The 765-nt window shown below is 55.7% G+C and carries 1 protein-coding gene; it reads left to right on the top strand.

The window, feature by feature from the left end:
* Window positions 1-390: 390 nt before the first annotated feature.
* Window positions 391-765: ABC transporter ATP-binding protein (locus EN750_RS37165; protein WP_245482939.1), on the top strand; the 375-nt coding region annotated here is incomplete at its 3' end.

The following is a 765-nucleotide window of genomic DNA, read 5'->3' as shown; positions in this document are numbered from 1 at the left end:
GTTCGGCCCGAGTACGATCAAAGTCGAGGGTAATCGATCGTTCGACAGTAATGCCTGCGCCCAGAGAGCGTGCAAATGATGCCGCTATCCGCCGCGTCCCAGCTTAATTCGGCCGTCCTGTAGCGGGGGTCGGATTCTGCGCATAGGCCGATTGATACGGGTGTGTTCGATCAAGCCCGCCGCCAAAGCTGATCCGGTGCACTGAGAAATGCTGCAATGCACAATGTGAATGCAACAACCCCATCCGGTCAGAATTTGAGCATAGGGGATTGACGCAGGCCAACCCGAATGCTTCTATTCTCGATATTCAATATTGATTCTCAATAATCGAGAACAAAGCAAATGGGACAAGCGCCTTCAGCCATGGTTCACCCCCCGATGCATGTCGGCATGACCTGCATATCCAAGACATATGATGGCCATAGCTTCGTGGTTCGCGATCTCAACCTTGACATCGCGAAGGGTGAATTCCTGACGCTTTTGGGGCCGTCGGGATCGGGCAAGACGACGACGCTCATGATGCTCGCTGGCTTCGAATATCCGTCAGCGGGTGAAATCACCCTCAACGGGCGGCCGATCCAGGACAAGCCGCCGGAAAAGCGCAACATCGGCATGGTGTTCCAGAACTATGCCCTCTTCCCGCACATGACAGTCGCTGAGAATGTTGGTTATTCCTTGCGGGTGCGAGGCTCCTCCAAGGAGCGGATCGCCACTCGCGTCGGCGAAGCGCTGGCGATGGTCCAACTTTCGAACCTTGCGCTACGC

This window comes from Mesorhizobium sp. M7A.F.Ca.ET.027.03.2.1, assembly GCF_003999175.1.
Classification (GTDB): Bacteria; Pseudomonadota; Alphaproteobacteria; order Rhizobiales; family Rhizobiaceae; genus Mesorhizobium.
This window is presented reverse-complemented; position numbering and strand designations above follow the sequence as displayed.